This is a genomic window from Variovorax sp. J22G73 (genome assembly GCF_030317035.1).
In the GTDB taxonomy this organism is placed as follows: domain Bacteria; phylum Pseudomonadota; class Gammaproteobacteria; order Burkholderiales; family Burkholderiaceae_C; genus Variovorax.
Map to the genome: position 1 here is coordinate 21,111 of NZ_JASZYK010000009.1, position 15,845 is coordinate 36,955.

17 protein-coding genes are annotated in these 15,845 nt (G+C 70.3%); 11 read left to right on the top strand and 6 right to left on the bottom strand.

Annotated features, from left to right (window positions below; translation table 11 throughout):
- Positions 1 to 104: 104 nt before the first annotated feature.
- The 3 genes from QTI51_RS27105 (at position 105) to QTI51_RS27115 (ending at position 2,088) form a co-directional block, all read left to right on the top strand.
- On the top strand, positions 105 to 1,016 hold the full coding sequence (locus QTI51_RS27105; RefSeq protein ID WP_116911864.1) for a LysR family transcriptional regulator: 912 nt from the start codon (positions 105 to 107) through the stop codon (positions 1,014 to 1,016).
- Between the two features lie 62 nt (positions 1,017 to 1,078).
- The gene (locus tag QTI51_RS27110) at positions 1,079 to 1,588 is read left to right on the top strand and encodes a flavin reductase family protein (RefSeq protein WP_286516833.1); all 510 of its coding nucleotides are present in this window, start codon (positions 1,079 to 1,081) and stop codon (positions 1,586 to 1,588) included.
- Positions 1,588 to 2,088, top strand: coding sequence for a BON domain-containing protein (locus QTI51_RS27115; protein WP_116911862.1), 501 nt, complete (start codon positions 1,588 to 1,590; stop codon positions 2,086 to 2,088). The genes QTI51_RS27110 and QTI51_RS27115 overlap by 1 nt, the downstream gene beginning before the upstream one ends.
- Before the next feature lie 13 nt (positions 2,089 to 2,101).
- On the opposite strand, the gene QTI51_RS27120 is transcribed toward QTI51_RS27115, so the two are convergent.
- The 4 genes from QTI51_RS27120 to QTI51_RS27135 are packed head-to-tail and all read right to left on the bottom strand — an operon-like array spanning position 2,102 to position 5,868.
- The gene (locus tag QTI51_RS27120; protein WP_286516834.1) at positions 2,102 to 2,908 is read right to left on the bottom strand and encodes an ABC transporter permease; all 807 of its coding nucleotides are present in this window, start codon (positions 2,906 to 2,908) and stop codon (positions 2,102 to 2,104) included.
- A gap of 13 nt (positions 2,909 to 2,921) precedes the next feature.
- Positions 2,922 to 3,752 (bottom strand): ABC transporter ATP-binding protein, encoded by an 831-nt coding sequence (locus tag QTI51_RS27125; protein WP_116911860.1) that lies wholly within the window; start codon positions 3,750 to 3,752, stop codon positions 2,922 to 2,924.
- Positions 3,749 to 4,738 (bottom strand): ABC transporter substrate-binding protein, encoded by a 990-nt coding sequence (locus QTI51_RS27130; RefSeq protein ID WP_286516835.1) that lies wholly within the window; start codon positions 4,736 to 4,738, stop codon positions 3,749 to 3,751. The genes QTI51_RS27125 and QTI51_RS27130 overlap by 4 nt, the downstream gene beginning before the upstream one ends.
- 8 nt (positions 4,739 to 4,746) lie before the next feature.
- A complete protein-coding gene (locus QTI51_RS27135; RefSeq protein ID WP_116911858.1) occupies positions 4,747 to 5,868 on the bottom strand; it encodes an aryl-sulfate sulfotransferase in 1,122 nt (373 codons plus the stop codon).
- Positions 5,869 to 5,984: 116 nt separating this feature from the next.
- On the opposite strand from QTI51_RS27135, the gene QTI51_RS27140 reads away from it, so the two are divergent.
- The 3 genes from QTI51_RS27140 to QTI51_RS27150 all read left to right on the top strand — a co-directional run bounded on the left by QTI51_RS27140 (position 5,985) and on the right by QTI51_RS27150 (position 8,954).
- Positions 5,985 to 6,938, top strand: coding sequence for a LysR family transcriptional regulator (locus QTI51_RS27140; RefSeq protein ID WP_116911857.1), 954 nt, complete (start codon positions 5,985 to 5,987; stop codon positions 6,936 to 6,938).
- A 127-nt stretch (positions 6,939 to 7,065) separates the two neighbouring features.
- Positions 7,066 to 7,974: a DMT family transporter gene (locus QTI51_RS27145; RefSeq protein ID WP_116911856.1), complete on the top strand. Its 909-nt coding sequence runs from the start codon at positions 7,066 to 7,068 to the stop codon at positions 7,972 to 7,974.
- Complete coding sequence (locus tag QTI51_RS27150; RefSeq protein WP_503011546.1) at positions 7,971 to 8,954, top strand: glutaminase; 984 nt, start codon at positions 7,971 to 7,973, stop codon at positions 8,952 to 8,954. Before QTI51_RS27145 ends, QTI51_RS27150 begins: the two co-directional genes overlap by 4 nt.
- On the opposite strand, the gene QTI51_RS27155 is transcribed toward QTI51_RS27150, so the two are convergent.
- Positions 8,955 to 9,953 carry an NAD-dependent epimerase/dehydratase family protein gene (locus QTI51_RS27155; protein WP_116911911.1) on the bottom strand — a complete coding sequence of 333 codons (999 nt, stop codon included), beginning with the start codon at positions 9,951 to 9,953 and terminating at the stop codon, positions 8,955 to 8,957.
- Positions 9,954 to 10,048: 95 nt separating this feature from the next.
- Here QTI51_RS27155 and QTI51_RS27160 point away from each other — a divergent pair, with 95 nt between their 5' ends.
- The 3 genes from QTI51_RS27160 to QTI51_RS27170 all read left to right on the top strand — a co-directional run bounded on the left by QTI51_RS27160 (position 10,049) and on the right by QTI51_RS27170 (position 12,764).
- Positions 10,049 to 11,029, top strand: coding sequence for a LysR family transcriptional regulator (locus QTI51_RS27160; protein WP_116911855.1), 981 nt, complete (start codon positions 10,049 to 10,051; stop codon positions 11,027 to 11,029).
- Positions 11,026 to 11,544, top strand: a complete 519-nt coding sequence (locus QTI51_RS27165; protein ID WP_116911854.1) for a hypothetical protein — start codon at positions 11,026 to 11,028, stop codon at positions 11,542 to 11,544. Before QTI51_RS27160 ends, QTI51_RS27165 begins: the two co-directional genes overlap by 4 nt.
- Before the next feature lie 182 nt (positions 11,545 to 11,726).
- Positions 11,727 to 12,764: an aliphatic amidase gene (locus tag QTI51_RS27170; protein WP_116911853.1), complete on the top strand. Its 1,038-nt coding sequence runs from the start codon at positions 11,727 to 11,729 to the stop codon at positions 12,762 to 12,764.
- 24 nt (positions 12,765 to 12,788) lie between these two features.
- Here QTI51_RS27170 and QTI51_RS27175 read toward each other — a convergent pair whose 3' ends face one another.
- Entirely contained in the window at positions 12,789 to 13,679 is an 891-nt protein-coding gene (locus QTI51_RS27175; RefSeq protein ID WP_116911852.1) for a LysR family transcriptional regulator, read from the bottom strand.
- Positions 13,680 to 13,832: 153 nt separating this feature from the next.
- On the opposite strand from QTI51_RS27175, the gene QTI51_RS27180 reads away from it, so the two are divergent.
- Positions 13,833 to 14,027 carry a YjiS-like domain-containing protein gene (locus QTI51_RS27180; protein ID WP_116911851.1) on the top strand — a complete coding sequence of 65 codons (195 nt, stop codon included), beginning with the start codon at positions 13,833 to 13,835 and terminating at the stop codon, positions 14,025 to 14,027.
- A 75-nt stretch (positions 14,028 to 14,102) separates the two neighbouring features.
- On the top strand, positions 14,103 to 15,830 hold the full coding sequence (locus QTI51_RS27185) for a hypothetical protein (protein ID WP_286516837.1): 1,728 nt from the start codon (positions 14,103 to 14,105) through the stop codon (positions 15,828 to 15,830).
- Positions 15,831 to 15,845: the final 15 nt, after the last annotated feature.

The window sequence follows — 15,845 nt, forward strand, 5'->3', positions numbered from 1 at the left end:
TCGTTCTTCTGCGGTCTTGGGAAAGGGGCCGGCACCGATTCTCGGAAGCCGCAGATGCATTGGCAAATGCAAAATACGCGCTTGCTTTTCAAGTAAAACGCAAAATGCAGCTGCGCCAGCTCCAGCATCTCGTCGCCCTCGCGGACCAGGGCAGCTTCGGCCGCGCGGCCCAGGCCGTGCACCTGTCGCAGCCCGCGCTCTCGCGCAGCATCGACAACCTCGAAGAAGGCCTGCAGGCCCGGCTGATCGACCGCGCCTACGGCACCGTGCGCTTCACCCAGGCCGGCGAGCTGGTGCTGGCACGCGCCCGCGAGCTGCTGGCCGACGCGCAGCAGATCGCGCGCGACGTGCTGGAGCTCGAAGGCCTGGCCATCGGCAGCCTCGCGGTCGGCCTCGGGCCGTTCGCCGCCGGCACGCTGGGCCGGCTGGCCCTGTCGCTCATGACGCAGCGCCACCCGCAGCTGCAGATGCGCATGGAAGTGGCCGACACCGCCAGCCTGTGCGAGCGCCTGCACCGCCGCCAGCTCGACCTGTTCATCGCCGACACGCGCGACCTGGAGAAGCAGCCCGGGCTGAAGCTCTCGCGGCTGCCCAACGTGCCGGTGTCCTTCTTCGTGCGGCCGCGGCATCCGCTGCTCAAGCTGAAGCAGGCCACGCTGGAAGACCTCATGGCCTATCCCGTGGCCGGCCCGCGGCTGCCGGCCGAGGTGGCGGCGCAGTTCGAGCGGCAACCGCGGCGCAGCGAACGCAGCGTGTTCAACGTCACCTGCGACGACGCGGGCACGCTGCGCCACCTGGCGCTCACGGCGCACGCGGTCATCCTGGCGCCGCTGGCCCCGGCGCCGGGGCACGAGACCGGCGCGCTGGTGCCGTTGCCGGTGGCGGGCTTCGCGCGCATGCAGACGCATTACAGCCTCGTGACCCTCGCAGGGCGTACCCTCTCGGCTGCGGCCACCGCCTATTCCCGGTTGGTGACCGAGTTGATGAGCCCCGCCAAGCAGCCCCCCGGGCGCTGAGCCAAAATGGCCTTCTGCCCTTCAAGCCCTTGCCGCCCTTGCCGCCCTTGCAGCCTCCCCCAGTGACCACTCCCCGACGGGCCCAGCCGCCCTCCTTTTCGCCCGACGAGTTCCGTGACGCGCTCGGCATGTTCGCCACCGGCGTCACCATCGTCACCGCGCGCGCGGCCGACGGCACGCTGGTCGGCCTCACGGCCAACTCGTTCAACTCGGTGTCGCTGGCGCCGCCGCTGGTGCTGTGGAGCCTGGCGCGCGCGGCCGGCTCCATGCCCGCGCTGAGCACCGGCTCGCACTACACCGTGAACATCCTGGCGGCCAACCAGAAGGCACTGGCCGAACGCTTCGCCGCCAAGAACATCGACCGCTGGGCCGACGTGGTCTACACCGAAGGCCTGGGCGGCGCGCCGGTGCTGGCCGGCGCGGCGGCGAGCTTCGAGTGCTTCAACCGCAGCCGCTACGACGAAGGCGACCACGTGATCTTCGTGGGCGAGGTGGAGCGCTGCTCGCACGACGGCGGCGCCTCGCCGCTGCTGTTCCACGGCGGGCGCTTCTACACGGAACACCCCTTGTAGTGAAACACCCTGCGCTCATGCCCGTGCTGCTGCTGCTTGCGCAGACCGTCATGGCGCAGGAGGCCGCGGGGCCGCCGAAGCAGAACTGGTTCGACGACCCGTTCTTCCAGGTGTCGTCGGGCCTGCCGGCCTGCGCGGTGCCCGAGGGGCCGTTCTACACGGCCGAGGAGCGCCGCGTGCAGACCCACTCGCGGCTGGAGCGCGGCACCAGCTGCTGGCTGGCCGGCAAGTGCGCCGACAGCAACGCCTACCGCTACGACAAGCCCCTGGCGCCCAAGGTGCGTGCCGCGTTGCGCGCGGTGCCGGGCGTGCGCAAGGCCAGCGTGTGGGTCATGGTGCAGCGCCGCTGGGTGTACCTGCAGGGCTGCGTGCCGAACGCGGCGCTGGCGAAGCGGCTGGAGCGCGCGGCGCGCGCGCTGCCCGACGTGGAAGCCGTGGTGCCCGACCTGATGACCGGCACGCGGGGCAAGCCGCCCTACCCCGTGGCCGCGAAAAAATAGAGCGCCGGCGCTTTCAGCTTTCCAGCGCCGACTCGTGCCAGTGCCGCAGCAGCAGCCGGCCGATCGCGCTCACCGCCAGGAAGAACACGAAGCCCAGCAGCGTCGCGGCGATCACCTCGGCGAACAGCAGCGCGGTGTACATGCGCCCCTGCGCGAACACGATCTGCACGCCCAGCCCACCTTCGGCATTGCCCGAGCCGATGATGAATTCGCCCACGATGGCGCCGATGACCGACAGCCCCGCCGAAATGCGCAGCCCCGCGAAGATGTGCGGCAGCGCGCCCGGCAGCCGCAGCTTCCAGAACGACACCAGCCCGCTCGCGCGGTGCAGCGCGAACAGCTCGGCCAGGTTGCGCGAGGTGGAGCGCAGGCCCAGCATGGTGTTGTTGATGATGGGGAACAGCGACATGATGAAACTCACGATCACCACCGACAGCTCGTTGTAGCCGAACCAGAGCACGATGAGCGGCGCGATCGCCACCACCGGCACGGTCTGGAGCAGCACCGCGTACGGGTACAGGCTGCGCTCCAGCAGCCGCGACTGCGCCAGCACCGCCGCACCCGCGATGCCGAGCACGATGGCCAGCGCGTAGCCCAGCAGCGCCTCCTTCAGCGTGGACAGCGTCGCGCCCGCGAGCACGCCGGCGTTCTCCACGGTGGCCGCGGCCACTTCCTGCGGCGAGGGCAGCAGGTAGCCCTTGCCCTGGTAGACGGTGGCGCTCAGCAGCCACCAGAGGCCGATGGCGAGCAACGCGACCACCAGCACGGGGCCGGCGTTGCGCACCACGCCGGCGGCGGAAAAAGAAATGGAGCGGGTCATTGCCATGGCCTCCTCATGCCACCGCCTGGGCATGTCGCGCCGCTTGTGGCGTCGTGTGTTGCGCCCGCAGCACCGCCGTCACCCGGCCCGTGAGCGCCGCGAAGCCGGCGCTGGCGCGCAGCTCGGGCGCGCGCGGGAAATCGAAGGGCACGTCGATCACGTCCAGGATGCGCCCCGGCCGCGGCGACATCACCACCACCCGGTTCGACAGGTACACCGCCTCGTGCACGTTGTGCGTCACCAGCACGCCGGTGAAGCCGGCCTGGCGCCACAGCGAGGACAGCTCCTCCTGCAGCACGTCGCGCGTGAGCTCGTCGACCGCCGCCAGCGGCTCGTCGAGCAGCAGCAGCCCGGGCCGCAGCGCCAGCGCGCGCGCCAGCGACAGCCGCATGCGCATGCCGCCGGAGAGCTGGTGCGGGTACGACTTCTCGAAGCCCGCGAGCCCCACCAGCTTCAGCGCCTCGGCGGCGCGCGCCTTGCAGCTGGCGGGCGCATGGCCTTCGAGCTCCATCAGCAACTGCGCGTTGCGCTCCACGGTACGCCAGGGCAGCAGCGCCGCCTCCTGGAACACGAAGGCCGTCGCGACGCCCTCGGGCCGCGTGCAGCGCCCGGTGCTCGGCGCGACCAGCCCCGCCATGATGCGCAGCAGCGTCGACTTGCCGCAGCCCGAGGGCCCGACGATGGAGACGAACTCGCCCGGGCGCAGCGCGAAGTCGACGGTGTCCAGCGCCAGCAGGCCCCCGGCCTTGCCGCTGCCGAAGCGCTTCGACACGCCCGCCAGCCCGACGGCCGCGCCCGAAACTGCACCAGAGCCTGCACCCGCATCGAGCTGCCTCGCGCTCATGGGTTGCAGCCCGGCACCAGCGTGCGGTCGTAGCCCTGCTTCGCGTCGAAACCGGCCGGCAGGAAGTTGACGCTGCGCAGCTGGCCCGCCAGCTCGCTCCAGCGCGCGTCCGTCATGCAGCCGATGCGCCCGAGGTCGTGCGAGATCAGCGTCTCGATCATTTCCTTGTTCGCCGCGTCGTAGATCTCGGGCGTCATCTGCTTGTTCATGCCGGTGATCAGCGGCTTGAGCCCCTGTGGGTTGCGCACGTAGCTGGCCCAGCCCTTCTGCACCGCGGCCAGGGTGGCCTTCACCAGCGCCGGGTTCTTGCGGATCATGTCGTCGGTGGTGAAGAGCACGTCGTACGGCCGGTAGCCCAGCGACGCCAGCGTGACCTGCTGCACCTGCACGCCGGCCGCGGCCATGCGCGCGGGCAGGAACAGCGAATAGCCCTGCTGCACCATCTTCGGGTCGTTGCGGAACAGGCTCAGGTCGCCGCTCACCGGGATCTCGCGCGTGCCCGCGAGCTTGTACTGCTTCTTCGTCCACTCCCAATAGGCGTTGCCGATGTTCACCGCGAAGGTGCGGCCCTGCAGGTCGGCGATGGACTTCACGGCCGGGTCGGCGTGGTAGACCAGCGTGTAGGGCACGTAGTCGAGGTGCGCGAACACCGCGCGCACCGGCGCGCCGCGCAGGCGGGCCAGCAGCACGTCGTCGGCGTTGCCGATGCCGAACTCGGCCTGGCCCGAGGCCACCTGCGGAATGGTCTGGATCTTCGGGCCGCCCTGCAGCACGCTGATCTCGATGCCGGCCTCCTTGCCGAGCTTGTCCTGCTGGGCCTGCCAGTAGCCGGCCTGGTCGGGCTGGGCGAACCAGTTGCTCAGGATGCGCACGGGCTGCAAGGGCTTGGGCGCGTCGGCCGCCTGCGCCGCAAAGGGCAACGCCGCGGCCAGGGGCAACGCCGCGGCCAAGGGCAGTGCAAGACGGCGAAGGGTGGAAGAAACCATGCGAAAAGTCATGCGGACACCTTGAGCCAGGGAAGTTGCGCCGCCGTGTAGCGGAAGGTCTGGAACACGCTGTTCTGCCGGCCAGGCACGTACTTGCGCGCGGCCTCGTCGGGATATTCGGCGAACCAGGGAATCACGTACTCCCACACCACCTCGCCGGCCGGCGTGACCTCGAAGAGCCGCCCCGTGGCCGACTCGGTGACGTGCGTGTTGCCGTTGGGCAGGCGCTGCGCGCTGCCCATGTAGGCCGTGTAGAAGGCGTTGACCAGTTCGTCGGCGTACTGCCACACCACCTCGTGGGAGGTCGGGTCGATTTCGAGAACGCGCGAGAACGCCACATGCTTGCCGGTGCGGAAGTTGCCGTTGTCGAAAGCAAGAATGTTGCCGTTGTCCAGCGCCACGGGCGCGTGCTGGTGCGACAGCACGCCGGGCGGAATGTGCAGCTTCACGTCGCCGGTGGCCCGGTCGACGCCGACGATGCCCGAGGTGGTGCGCAGGCTCATCAGCACCAGGCCCTCGCGCGTCACGTCCAGCCCGTTCACCAGCGGCCAGTGGGTGCGGCCGAAGCCGGGGTGGATGGGAAAGTCTTCCGGCGCCAGGTGCTCCCAGGCCTTCCACTCCCACACCAGCTTGCCGTCGCGGTCGACCTCGCGGATCACGTCGGCGTACATCGTCTCGTCGGGCCCGTGGGCGGTGCCGCCCGGCACGCGCTCGGCAAAGCCGGCCGGCACCGGCGCGCAGCCGGCGTACAGCAGGTGGCCGTTGGCCAGCCAGCGGGCGTCGTGGTGGTGCGTCGGGTCCTGAAAGCGCCAGACGATGTCCCCGGCGGGCGTGGCCTCGTAGAAATCGCCGCCGTGCCACAGCGACCAGGCCGCGTAGATCTCGGGCGTGCCGGCGTGGTTGCCGTTGTAGCCCAGGTTGCCGTTGGGCAGGATCACGGCGGCGCGGCCCGGGCGCACCGGCATCTTCCACTGGTGCGCGACGCGGCCCTCGATGTCGACCAGGTAGACGTTGCCGTCGTCGGTCTGCGGCGCGATCAGGGTGTAGCCGCCGGCGCTGAGCGCCGGATCATGGGCGATCAGGCCGGTGCCGCGGCGGCGCTGGGTGATCTGGTCGACGGTGGTAGTCACAGGGGCGAACCTCGGGGAAATTGAAGGAATGCCGCGAATCTAGGCCGCATCGCCCGTCAGGAAAATCTGTTTGTTTCGTACGGTGCGTATAGAAAATCCATACACTCGCCGGCACCATGCGCGCCATTTCCCAGACCTTCCGGTGTTTCGACGAAGTGGCCCGCCGCGGCTCGGTGCGCAAGGCCGCCGAGGCGCTGCACCTCACGGCGGCGGCGGTGCACCAGCAGGTGCTCAATCTCGAGGAGCAGGTCGGCACGCCGCTGTTCGACCGGCTGCCGCGCGGCATGCAGCTGACCACCGCGGGCGAGATCATGGTGGCCGCCGTGCGGCGCGGGCAACGCGACTTCGACAACGCCATGGCCCAGGTGGAAGACCTGCGCTCGCTGCGGCGCGGGCACATCAACCTGGCGGTGTCGCATTCGTCGGCCGAGCAGCTGGTGCCCGAGGTGATCGAGGCCGCCATGAAGCACTACCCCGGCGTGACCTACAGCGTGCGCTCGGGCAGCGGCGAGAACATATTGAAGTGGGTGGCCAACGGCGAATCGGACATCGGCTTCTGCCTGCGCCGCAAGCCGCCGCCCGGCGTCGAGGAAATCCGCGCGTTCCCGCAGCACCTGGGGCTGGTCACGCCGCCGGGGCATCCGCTGGCGGCGCTGGGCAAGCTGCCGCGGCTGCGCGACTGCCTGGAGCACCCGCTGATCCTCATGACGCCCGACACCGAGCTGCGCGCCATGGTCGACCAGATCGACCACCGCGAGCACCGCAAGGTGCGCCCGCTGGTCGAGACCAGCTCGGTGGCCATGGTGCGCCGGCTGGTGGCCGGCGGCACGGGCATCGGCTTTCTCATTCCGGAGAACGTCGCCGAAGACGTGGACCGCGGCACGCTGGTGTGGACCGGCCTGGCCGACGCGGGCGCGCGATCGTTCAGCTGCCTGTACCAGCGCGCGGGCCAGACCACGGCGGTGGCCATGGGCATGTTCCTGCAGTTCCTGGAGGCCGCGCTGCTGGCCATCGAGCGGCGCTTCGAGCGGCAGGCGGCGCTGCCCGCGCTGGACGCGTTCGCGCAGTAGCGCAATAACGCAATAGCGCAACAAGGCAGTAACGCGGGCAAGGCCCCCGCGAAACGCGCTCGCGCGATACGATCATCGGATGAATTCGGCGCCCATCCGCGCGCCGAGCCACCGTCAGCGAGCCTTCATGATCCAGCGCAAGACCCACCTCGACAGCCTCGCCATCGGCCTGCTCATTGCCTGCTGCGCCTTCTGGGGGCTGCAGCAGATCATCATCAAGACCACCGTGGCCGAGGTGCCGCCGATGTGGCAGGCCTCCATTCGCATGGTCGGCGCCACCGCGTTGCTGTGGCTGTGGTGCGCCTCGCGCGGGGTGCGGCTCTTCGAGCGCGACGGCACGCTGTGGCCGGGGCTGCTGGCCGGCCTGCTGTTCTCGGGCGAGTTCGCGGGCATCTACCTGGGGCTGCAGCACACCAGCGCCTCGCGGCTCACGGTGTTTCTCTACACGGCGCCCTTCTGGGTGTCGCTGCTGCTGCCGCGCTGGGTGCCGGCCGAGCGGCTGCGCGGCTTCCAGTGGCTGGGGCTGTTCATTGCGTTCTCGGGCGTGGTGCTGGCCTTCAGCGAGGGTTTCGGCCACATGAGCTCGTCGCAGCTCATCGGCGACGCGCTGGGCCTGGCGGCCGGCATGCTGTGGGGCCTGACCACGCTCACGCTGCGCACCACCCGGCTGGCCACGGCCAGCGCGGAAAAAACGCTGTTCTACCAGGTGGCGGTCACGGCCGCGGTGTGCCCGGTGCTGTCGCTGGTGCTGGGCGAGCACTGGGGCTTTGCCTACTCGGCGGCGGCGTGGGGCTCCATCGGGCTGCAGACGGTGGTGGGCGCCTTCGCCAGCTACCTGGCGTGGATGTGGCTGCTGCGGCATTACCCGGCCACGCAGATGTCGTCCTTCACCTTTCTCACGCCGCTGTTCGCGCTGGTGTTCGGCGTGGTGCTGCTCAAAGAGCCGCTCACGGCGCAGCTGATCGTGGCGCTCGTCGGGGTGGCGCTGGGCATCGTGCTGGTCAACCGCCGGCCCGCGGTACAACGCACGGCATGAACCCCATGAAATTCCAGCCCGTGCTCGACGAGATCGTCGCCACGCTGCGCCCGCAGATCGCGCAGTGCGGCCAGGGCGAACACCACGGCAAGGTCGCCAGCTACATCCCCGCGCTGGCGCGTGTCGATGCCCGCCAGTTCGGCATTGCGCTGCGCACCTGCGAGGGCGAGGAAGCCGGCGCGGGCGACTTCGAAACGCCCTTCTCCATCCAGAGCGTGTCCAAGCTCTTCACGCTCACGCTCGCCATGCAGCGCATGGGCGACGCGCTGTGGGAGCGCATTGGCCGCGAGCCCTCGGGCAACCCGTTCAACTCGCTGGTGCAGCTGGAGAACGAACAGGGCAAGCCGCGCAACCCGTTCATCAATGCCGGCGCCATCGCGGTGGCCGACCGGCTGGTGAGCCAGGCGAAGGCCAGCGGCCCCGGCGCGGATGGTGGGAACGGCGGGAACGGCGCAAAGGACGATATCCTCGCGCTCATGGCCAGCCTGTGCGGCGAGCCCATCGCCTTCGACGACGAGGTGGCGCAGTCGGAGGCCGACACGGGTTTTCGCAACGTGGCGCTGGCCAACTTCATGAAGAGCTTCGGCAAGATCGACAACGACGTCGCGACCGTGCTCGACACCTACTTCCACCAGTGCGCGCTGCGCATGAGCTGCCGCCAGCTGGCGCGGGCCGCGGCCTTCCTGTGCCGCGACGGCGCGCACCCCATCGATGGCCAGCCCGATGTCACCGGCGAGCGGCAAACGCGGCGCATCAACGCGCTGATGCTCACCTGCGGCACCTACGACGCGGCGGGCGACGTGGCCTTTTCCATCGGCCTGCCCTGCAAGAGCGGCGTGGGCGGCGGCATCGTGGCGGTGGTGCCCGACACGCTCACGCTGTGCGTGTGGTCGCCCGCGCTGGACGCGACCGGCAATTCGCTGCTGGGCATGAAGGCGCTGGAGCTGTTCGTGGCGCGCACGGGGCTGTCGGTGTTCTGATCAGGCCGCGGCGCCCACCGGGGCGGCCGGCAGGTTGCCCATGCCGTCGAGCGTGGCCTCCACCGCTTCTTCCAGCGGCGTGTGCGGCTCGCGGCCCAGCACGGCGACCAGCCTGGTGTTGTCCATGCCCAGCGGGGTTTGCCACAGGTAGCGCATCTCGCGCATTTCCCGGAAGGTGACGACGAAGGGCGAGGCCAGCGCCAGCAGCCACCACGGAAAGGCCGAAACGCGCACCTCGGCGCCGGTGCGGCGGGCCGCCACCTTGCGGATGGCGCCGGTCATGCGCGTGCCGTCCGCGTCCCAATGGCCGGCCATGTGAAAGCGCGCGAAAGGTTCGAGCCGCTCGCGCCGCGCCAGCAGCTCGACCATGGTGTGCGCCACGTCGGGCAGGTACGACCACTGGTGGCCGATGCCGGCGCGGCCGGGGTAGCTCACGGTCTTCACGGCCTGCCCCGCCTTCACCAGCCCTTGCGAGAACCAGGTGTTGCCCGACCTGGGGCCGAAGAAATCGCCAGCGCGCACGATCAGCACGCGCGCGCCCTCGCGGCTCGCGGCTTCCAGGCGCTTTTCCATCTCCACGCGGATCGCGCCCTTGCGGGTGAGCGGGTGCTGCGGCGAGTCTTCCTTCAGCAGCGGAAAGGCGTCGGGCCCGAAGTTGTAGACCGTGCCCGGCAGCACGATGGTCGCGCCTTCGGCCTTGGCGGCGGCGATGGTGTTGTCGAGCATCGGCAGCACCACCTGCGCCCATCCGCGGTAACCCGGCGGGTTGACCGCGTGCACGATCACCGCGCAGCCCCTGGCCGCCTGCCGCACGGCCTGCGCGTCCATCGCGTCGCCGGCCAGCCAGGTGATGCCGTCGCGTTGCCCTGGCGCATCGGCCGGCAGCGCACCGCGCTTGAGCGCGCGCACCTCCCAGCCTGCATCGCGCAGCTGGCGGGCCACCTCGCCGCCGATGCCGCCCGTTGCGCCCAGAACCAGAACCGTGTCGTTGCGTGCCATGAAGAGCTCCAAAAGAAGGGTCGATGGAAGAATTCTGGGCCGACCCCGGTTCAATTGAAATTGCCGAACATGAGCCAGCAGCTATACATTTATGCATGACTCCAGACATCGGCTGGGAGCTGTACCGCTCCTTCCTCGGCGTGTTGCGCGAGGGTTCTCTTTCAGGCGCGGCGCGTGCGCTGGGCATCACGCAGCCCACGGCCGGGCGCCATGTGGCCGCGCTGGAAGCGGCGCTGGGCGTGGTGCTGTTCACGCGCTCGCAGGTCGGGCTGCTGCCGACCGACATCGCGCTGGCGCTGCGCACGCATGCGGAGGCCATGGAGAGCACCGCCGCGTCGCTGCGGCGCGTGGCCAGCAGCCAGGGGGACGGCAGCGGCAGCGGTACAGGCCAGGGCGTTCGGGGCGTGGTGCGCATCTCAGCCAGCGAGGTGGTCAGCGTCGAGGTGCTGCCGCCCATCGTGGCGCGCCTGCGCGAGGCGCACCCGCTGCTGAAGGTGGAGCTGGTGGCCACCAACCGCGTGCAGGACCTGCTGCGGCGCGAGGCCGACATCGCCGTGCGCATGGTGCGGCCCCAGCAGGAGCAGCTGGTGGCGCGGCGCATCGGCCACATCGCGCTCGGCTTCCACGCGCACCGCGACTACCTGGCGCGCCACGGCACGCCGCGCCGCATCGAGGACCTGGCCGGCCACGCCGTCATCGGCCATGACCAGCCCACGGCCTTCGTGCGCAGCGCGGGCAAGTCGTTCAAGTCGATCGAGGGCTACAGCCGCGAGGCCTTCTCGCTGCGCAGCGACAGCGACCTGACCCAGCTCGCGCTGATCCGCGCGGGCGCGGGCATCGGCGTGTGCCAGCTGGGGCTGGCGCGGCGCAGCGAGGCGCTGGTGCACCTGCTGCCGCGCGCCTTCTCGCTGAAGCTGGACACCTGGGTCACCATGCACGAAGACCTGCGCCACAGCCCGCACTGCCGCGCCGCCTTCGACGCGCTGGCCGACGGACTGCAACAGTACGTTGGCGGCGCCGAAGCACCCGCCGCGCAGGGGAAAATGACCCGCGCAAGAACACGAGCATCCCAATGACAGAACCGACCGACCCGACCCACGCCACCGACACCGCCGACGCCGACACCCTCCCCACGCAGGAACCCCGCCTCTGGCGCGACGGCGTCTGGACCGCCCGCGTGATCAAGAACGAGGAAGACGACGGCTGGGCCGTCGAAATGACCCGCCAGGGCGACCCCGAGCCCGCCCTCGTCGGCCCCTGGACCATGGGCCGCGACAAGAAGAACCCCAAGCCGCTGGACGGCCCCGCCTTCTCCACGCTGGTGAAGACCGCCGCCGAAGTCATCCGCCGCCACGAGCAGCAGCTGCACGCCACGCTCAACAAGAGCGTGACCGTCACCGCGCGCAACGACCAGCGCATTCGCGTGGCGCTGGCCATCGTGCCCGACGAGGACAACCCCTCGGCCACGCTCACCGCCTACGACGACACCGACGACGCCGAGCTCGCCAGCGTGAACGTGTCGCCCGCGTTCAAGCTCAGCGCGTCGAGCGCCACCGCGTGGATCGAATCCGACTACGCGCGACCACGCTGAAGCGCGCCGCCCGCACGGCCCCGCAATCAGCGAAATGACGTATGTGCAGCCTTCGGTGAGTTGAGAAAAATCGGCAGCGACGACACCAGGCCGTTGCACCGCATACCCCCCACAGAGGCCCGAACCGGTTGAACACCGGCCCGGGCCTTTTGTTTTTTCTCAACCCCCTCAGGAGCAGCGTCATGAGACATGGTGATATTTCGAGCAGCAACGATTGCGTGGGCGTCGCGGTCGTCAACTACAAGATGCCCCGCCTCCACACCAAGGCCGAGGTCCTGAACAACGCCCGCAAGATCGCGGAGACGCTGGTCGGCATGAAGCGCGGCCTGCCGGGCATGGACCTGGTGGTGTTCCCCGAATACTCCACGCACGGGATCATGTACGACGCCAAGGAGATGTACGACACCGCCGCCACCGTGCCCGGCGAGGAGACCGCCATCTTCGCCGACGCCTGCCGCCGCGCCAACGTGTGGGGCGTGTTCTCGCTGACCGGCGAGCGCCACGAGCAGCACCCGCGCAAGGCGCCGTACAACACGCTGATCCTCATGAACAACCAGGGCGAGATCGTGCAGAAGTACCGCAAGATCATGCCGTGGGTGCCCATCGAGGGCTGGTACCCGGGCGACCGCACCTACGTGAGCGACGGGCCCAAGGGCATGAAGATCAGCCTCATCGTCTGCGACGACGGCAACTACCCCGAGATCTGGCGCGACTGCGCCATGCGCGGGGCCGAGCTCATCGTGCGCTGCCAGGGCTACATGTACCCGGCCAAGGAGCAGCAGATCCTGGTGTCCAAGGCCATGGCCTTCATGAACAACACCTACGTGGCGGTGGCCAACGCGGCGGGCTTCGACGGCGTGTACTCGTACTTCGGCCACTCGGCGCTCATCGGCTTCGACGGGCGCACGCTGGGCGAATGCGGCGAGGAAGAAATGGGCATCAACTACGCGGAGCTGTCGATGGGCCTGATTCGCGACGCGCGCAGGAACGGCCAGTCGCAGAACCACCTGTTCAAGCTGATGCACCGCGGCTACACCGGCATCGTCAATTCGGGCGACGGCGACAAGGGCGTGGCGGCCTGCCCGTTCGACTTCTACAGCCGGTGGATCCACGACCCCGAGGGCGCGCGCGAACAGGTCGAGTCGTTCACGCGCAGCACGGTGGGCACGCCCGAATGCCCGATCGAAGGGCTGCCGAACGGCTCGTCGGCGCAACGCTGATCCACGCTGCTGAAAGCCCCCGGCTCAGGCCTGGCGAAACGTGTTCAGCACCTTCAGCACGCTCAGCGTGGCGCCGTCGAGCAGCGCATGCTGGCGGTGCGCGATGCCCACGCGGCGCGTGAGCTTCGGCGTGACCGGCAGGATCTTCATGCGCTCGTCGTCCTGCATGTCGGTGGACTTCTGCAGCGGCAGCAGCGCCGCGCCGTAGCCGGCCGCCACCAGGCTGCGCATGGCCGCGTCGTAGTTCAGCTCGATGCGCGCGCGCGGCGCGTGGCCGGCCGCGGCGAACCATTCCATGGTGAGCCGGTACATGTGCGTGGTCGCCTCGTTGAAGATCAGCGGCTGCGCCGCCAGCCATGCCGGCGTGACGCGCCGGGGCGCCTTCCAGCGCCGGGGCACGAAGGCCATCATGGGTTGCTCGCACCAGGGCGTGACCACGATGCCGCGCACCGGCGGTTGCGGCACCGCGACCAGGCCGATGTCGAGCGTGCCCGCCGCCAGCCGCTCCATGGCCTCGAAGGAGCCACGGATGCTCACCTCGACGTCGATGCCCGCGTGCGCCTCGCCCAGTGCCTCCAGCACCTGCGGCAGCAGGTCGACCAGCACGCCGGTCGAGGTGCCCAGCCGCACGCGGCCCACGCGGCCTTCGGTCTGGCGCTTGACGGCCTCCAGCGCGTCGTCGGTGTCGCGCAGCAGCTTGCGGCCGCGCTCCACCAGCGCCGCGCCGGCCGCCGTGGGCGTGACATGTCGGTTGCCGCGCACCACCAGCGGCGTGCCCAGGCGCGACTCCAGCTCGCTGATGTGCAGGCTCACCGTGGGCTGCGCCAGGTGCAGCGCCTTCGCCGCGGCCGAGAAGGTGCCCAGGTCGGCAATGGAGATGAGGGTGCGCAGCTGGTCGAGGTTGAGTTGGCGCATGGCGTGGTCTGGTGGGGAGCGGTGGGGAACGGCAAGGAGCGGTTTGGCGGAGGCCTGTGTATCAGGGAAGCTGATCGGCAGTGTCAGCATTCTCAACTTCCACAATAGCACCGGCGGCAAGAAGATGGGCGCACCCACCCCAAGGAGCCCACCGTGACCGCGCCGAAGCCAACGTCTTTTCATCAACGCCTGATGCATGCCCTGCGCGGCTGGCGCCGCCGCGTGGTGAACGGCCGACGCGCGCGCGCCGACCGGCGCCACCTGTGCGGCATGAACGACCACGAGCTGCGCGACCTGGGCATCGGGCGCAGCGAGGTGCCCGAGCTGCTGGACCGCCACCGGCACTGAGCGCAACCGCGCGCGGGCGCAACCGGCAAGCAGCGCTTCAGTTTTTCGCGCCCGTTTTGAGGTTCAATTCGGGGCGTGTCCAAGCCCGCCCCCAGCCCCGCCCCGCTCTCCATCGAACTCACCTCGCCGCAGACGGTCGACGGCCGGCGCGCGGCCTTCCAGTCGCTGTGGCTGCTGGTGCGCATGCGGCACGCGCACGATAGCGGTGGCGGCATGGTGCGGCTGGCCGACCTGCGCGGCGAGGTGTCCGACGCGAGCACGCTGCGCATGGTGGTGAGCCGCGCGTTCCGCGACTTCAAGGCCTGGGACATCGAGGTCGGATGGGGCGAGGACACGCAGCGCGAGCCGCGCTTCCTGAACGCCGAGCGGCGCAGCCAGGGCCCGTTCTGGCTGCCGGCCGCGCAGGCGAAGCGCGTGCGCGTGCTGGTAAACGGCCGGGCGGCCACGGCCACCGAGGTGGCGTCGTTTCTCGGCCTGCGCGCGCGCAAGGCACCGGCCGCCAACGCGCCGCCGCCCGACGCGGTGCACCTGCAGGACGCGGCCTTCTGGAAGCAGCTGGTCGCCTCGCAGCAGGCCGCGCGGCAGGGCCGGCTGATGGCGCCAGTGGCGGGTGTAGCGGGAGTGCTCGGCAGTGCGGGTGTGGCCGGCGGTGCGGGTGCGAGCACCAGCGGCAGCGCCCTCGAATCGATCCGCCTCGCCGGCACGCTGGCCGCCACCGACTTCCAGCGCGCGCTGGTCACGCTGAACGAAGCCATGCTGTGGCGCCGCCTGGGCGACAACGAGCAGGCGCGGCGCCGGCTTCAGGCATTGAAGAAGCAGCGGCTCGCGCACCACGTGGCGGGCAACGACTACCTGGGCGCGATGGAATGCATCGTCTCGGCCTGGTGCGCCTACACCGCGCGCGACCTGCCGCTGGCGCAGTCGCTGCTGGCCGGCATGGCCGAGGACGCGGCGCGCGGCCTGGTGCTGCGCCACCACCCCGACGTGCGCTTCGAGTGGTGCAACCTGTGGGCGCTGGCCTGCCGCTCGCGCGCGCTGGGGCTCGCGGCCGACGACAAGCCGGCCGCCGCCGCGCTCGCCGAAGAGTCGCTGCGCCGTTTCGGCGAGGCGCTGGCGGCGGCCTTCGAGTCGCACTCCTTCGACGCGGCCCAGCACGTGGCCGCCAACATGGGCATGGCCGCGTGGCTGTTCGACCGCGTGGGACTCTCAGACCTTCCCACGCTGGCGCACGACGGCAACGCCGACACCACGCGCCGCGCGGTGCAATGGATCGCCTTCAGCGAATGGTTGTGCGGCCACACCGACGGGCAGGGGCGCTCGGCGTGGAACGCGATCTACCTGATGCGCATCGCGCGCGGGCATTGTCATGGCAGGTCCGATGAATCCGCCGGGCACCCCACCCTCGCGCAGTTCCGCGCGCAGAAGCCGCTGGACCCGGCCGCCGTCTCCAGGCTGGCCGGTCCGCTGGCCGATGCCTTCGACGCCACGCACTGGCCTGCGCGCTGGGTCGACGTGGCGCAGGCGCGGCTGGCCGACCACCAGGCGGGACGCCGCCGCTACCCCGGCCTGCAGCATTGCAGCCTGCTGTTCGAGCACGCCTGGTACGCCGCGCACGCGGGCGAGTTGAAGGCCGCCGAGGCATCGCTCGGGCTGCTGCGCGAAGCGCTGCCGCAGCTGGTGCCCAGCGACCGCGCCTACTTCACCGAATCGTGGAACGACACGCTGCCGGCCGAGCTGGTGCTCGAAGCCAAGCCGCCGCGGCGGCCGGCCGCACGAAAAAAGGCCGCGCCGCGTGCGCGCTAGAACTGGTTCATTCCC